The following is a 367-nucleotide window of genomic DNA, read 5'->3' on the forward strand; positions in this document are numbered from 1 at the left end:
CATGCATGAAATCGGCGTCATTCCGACCGAAGTCTACAAATGGGACTCCCATTACGGACGGGAGGTTCTTGGGCCAACCGTCCAGCGTGGATATCACGCTTGGGCAATCCCGCTTGTCGAAAAAATGCGTCGAAGCCCATTTCTGACACGCATGGTCGCTCCGCTCGCAAAAGCCTGGGCTACGGAAATGGCACATCGTTGCGATCCTGAAAACCATCAGGGCAACCGCCTCGGGTCGGCAATTCTCTATACAGGTGTCCCCCTGTGTTTCTTGCTCGGTCGCGTTCTTGAAAAGCTTGGTTACGTAAAACTCCCGGCAAAAGCCTGACCGTCAAACGCTCTGTTACGCTGCCTTTGCAGCGTAACA

The 367-nt window shown here is 54.2% G+C and carries 1 protein-coding gene; it reads left to right on the top strand.

What is annotated here, in order from left to right; genetic code table 11:
* Positions 1-328: hypothetical protein (locus tag E1297_RS48790; protein WP_196223085.1), on the top strand; the 328-nt coding region annotated here is incomplete at its 5' end.
* Between the last annotated feature and the right edge of the window lie 39 nt (positions 329-367).

The organism is Roseibium sp. RKSG952 (genome assembly GCF_009711355.1).